Raw genomic sequence first — 2448 nt, forward strand, 5'->3', positions numbered from 1 at the left:
GGCTCCGCATGGTCGCGCGGACGGGAGACATGATGACCGGCTTGGTGATCGCAGGTGTGGACGGCTCGGCGTCGAGCCTGACCGCGGTGGCGTGCGCGGCGCGGGAGGCCGAGCTGCGCGATGCCGCCCTGTGCCTGGTGCACGCCTTCTCCTGGCCCGCGCCGCGCACACCGATGGACAGGGTGGTCTCCCGGCCCATGAGGGCCCACTTGCTGGACCTGGCCGACCGCCTGGTGGAGGAGGCGTCGGTCCGGGCCCGCGCGGCGGCACCGGACGTGCAGGTCTCCGGCACGATCAGACGCGGAGATCCCCTGACCGTACTGGAGGCCGAGTCCCGGACGGCGGAGCTGGTCGTCGTCGGCAGCCGGGGGCTCGGGAACTTCGCGGGGCTGCTGGTGGGCTCCACGTCGGTGGGGCTCGCCGCGCACGCGCGGTGCCCGGTCCTGGTGGTGCGGGGACCCGCCGACGCGGCGGGGCCGGTCCTGCTCGGGGTCGACGGCTCCCCGGCAGGCGCCGAAGCCGTTCGCTTCGCCTTCGACGAGGCCTCCCGGCGCCGTGCGCGCCTGCTGGCACTGCACGCGTGGACGACGTGGAACGCCCCGCTGCCGCCGCCCCTGAGCCCGGCGATGCCCTACTCGAACGAGCCCGGTGCGCTCGCCGCCGCCGAGGAACGCCTGCTCGCCGAGACGATCGCGGGCCTGTGCGAGCGGTACGCGGACGTACGGGTCGAGCGCAGAGCCGTGAACGGCCCCACCCGCGAGGCACTGATCGAGGCAAGTCGCACCGCACAGCTCACCGTCGTCGGCTCGCGCGGGCGCGGAGGCTTCGCCGGACTGCTGCTGGGATCGGTGAGCCAGGCGCTGCTGCACCACGCGCACGGGCCCGTGGCCGTGGTGCGCGGACAGGACATGGGCCGGCGTCGCTGAGGCCGGGGGTGTCCGCCCTCTGCCGGGCGGCGGCCGTCCCTGGCCGTGCCTGGCCATTCCTTTCCATTCCTTTCCCCTCCTGGTCATTTCCGGGGAACGACCGCGACGGGGCACGGGGCGTGGTGCAGCAACGCATGGTTGATCAGGCCCAGTTGCAGACCCGGGAGGGCCTGTCGCCCACGAGCGCCGACGACCAGCAGGTCCGCCTCCGACGCGGCTTCCAGCAGTGCCTGCCGGGCCGGGCCGTCGAACACCCGTCGGCTCACCGGGATGTCGTGGTACCACTCCTCCGGACCGCGCAGGGCGTCGTCGAGCACCTGTGCCGGCGGGCGCCGATGGGCCTCCAGGGCGTACCACGGCGGGACTTGAGGTGTGGGGGAGGCACCGAACCGCGGGTTCCAGGCGTGCACCGCCACCAGCCGGCAGTGCCGCACCCGGGCCTCGCGGAACGCGAACCGCACGGCCGTGTCACTGCCCTCTCCCTCCTCGACGCCGACGACGACGCTCCCGAAACGGCCGTCCCGGTGCTCCGCCGAGCCGCGCACCACGACGACCGGGCAGTCCGCCCGGGCCGCCACGGCCAGGCCGACCGAGCCCAGGAGCATCCCGGGAAGGTCCCCGAGCCCTCTGGACCCGAGTACCAGCGCGAAGGCGTTGCGGTCCTTGCCGACCAGGGCGGAGATCGCGTCCTCGTGCACGACCTCGCTCGACAGCCGCACGGTGGGAGCGCCCTTCCCGGCACGTTCCGACGCGGCGTGGACCACCTCGGACGCCTCGTGGTTCCCGGCCGCCGCGTGCAGAAGGTGGAGCGGCACGTCGTGCCGGACCGCCTCGGCCGCGGCCCAGTCCACCGCCTCCAGGCTCGCCTCGGACCCGTCGACGCCGACCACCAGGGGAATCGTCACCGCGCCTGTCTCCTCTCCTGCCGGACTCCACGCGGATTCCACGCCTGCGGCCTTCTCCGCGGGTCCACATGCGCCGCGGAGGGGATCGGGGTACTCCTCGGACCAGGACGCACCGTGCCCGGCGTGCCGGCGACGTCCGGACCGCCGGACTCGTTCACCGTCGTCCTCAGCTTCTTACGAGACGGAGACCGCCGCCATGCGACCAGTCGTCACCGTGGGCCTCGACGGCTCACCCGAGAGTCTCGCCGCCGCCCGCTGGGCCGCCGAAGAGGCCGAGAGGCGCGGGCTCGCCCTCCGCCTGCTGCACGCGTGGCCGCTGCTGGCCCCGGAACCGACCCGCGTCCCCTCGGAAGCCGACCAGAACTACGGGGCGAGGCGCCTCCTCCACACCGCGCGGGCGGAGCTCCGGGCACGCCACCCGGACCTGTCCGTCGTCGAGGACCTGGTCGCCGACGACGCCCAGCACGCCCTGCTCCGGGCGGCGTCGGAGTCGGAGATGACCGTGCTCGGCTCACGGGGTCTCGAACCCGCCGAGAGCTACTTCCTGGGCGACGTCAGCATGCCCGTCGTGGCACGGGCCGGGCGGCCGGTGGTGCTGGTCCGCGGGAACCGGCGGG

At 74.5% G+C, this 2448-nt stretch carries 2 protein-coding genes and 1 pseudogene; 2 read left to right on the plus strand and 1 reads right to left on the minus strand.

What is annotated here, in order from left to right:
- The first annotated feature begins 32 nt into the window (after positions 1 to 32).
- Positions 33 to 926 carry a universal stress protein gene (locus RH94_RS33705; RefSeq protein ID WP_073952144.1) on the plus strand — a complete coding sequence of 298 codons (894 nt, stop codon included), beginning with the start codon at positions 33 to 35 and terminating at the stop codon, positions 924 to 926.
- 83 nt (positions 927 to 1009) lie between these two features.
- Here the strand turns inward: RH94_RS33705 and RH94_RS33710 are convergent, their stop codons facing one another.
- Entirely contained in the window at positions 1010 to 1831 is an 822-nt protein-coding gene (locus RH94_RS33710; protein WP_073952117.1) for a universal stress protein, read from the minus strand.
- A 214-nt stretch (positions 1832 to 2045) separates the two neighbouring features.
- On the opposite strand from RH94_RS33710, the pseudogene RH94_RS45445 reads away from it, so the two are divergent.
- Positions 2046 to 2448, plus strand: a pseudogene (locus RH94_RS45445) (universal stress protein); the annotation flags it as partial.

This window comes from Streptomyces kebangsaanensis (assembly GCF_001906585.1).
Classification (GTDB): Bacteria; Actinomycetota; Actinomycetes; order Streptomycetales; family Streptomycetaceae; genus Streptomyces; species Streptomyces kebangsaanensis.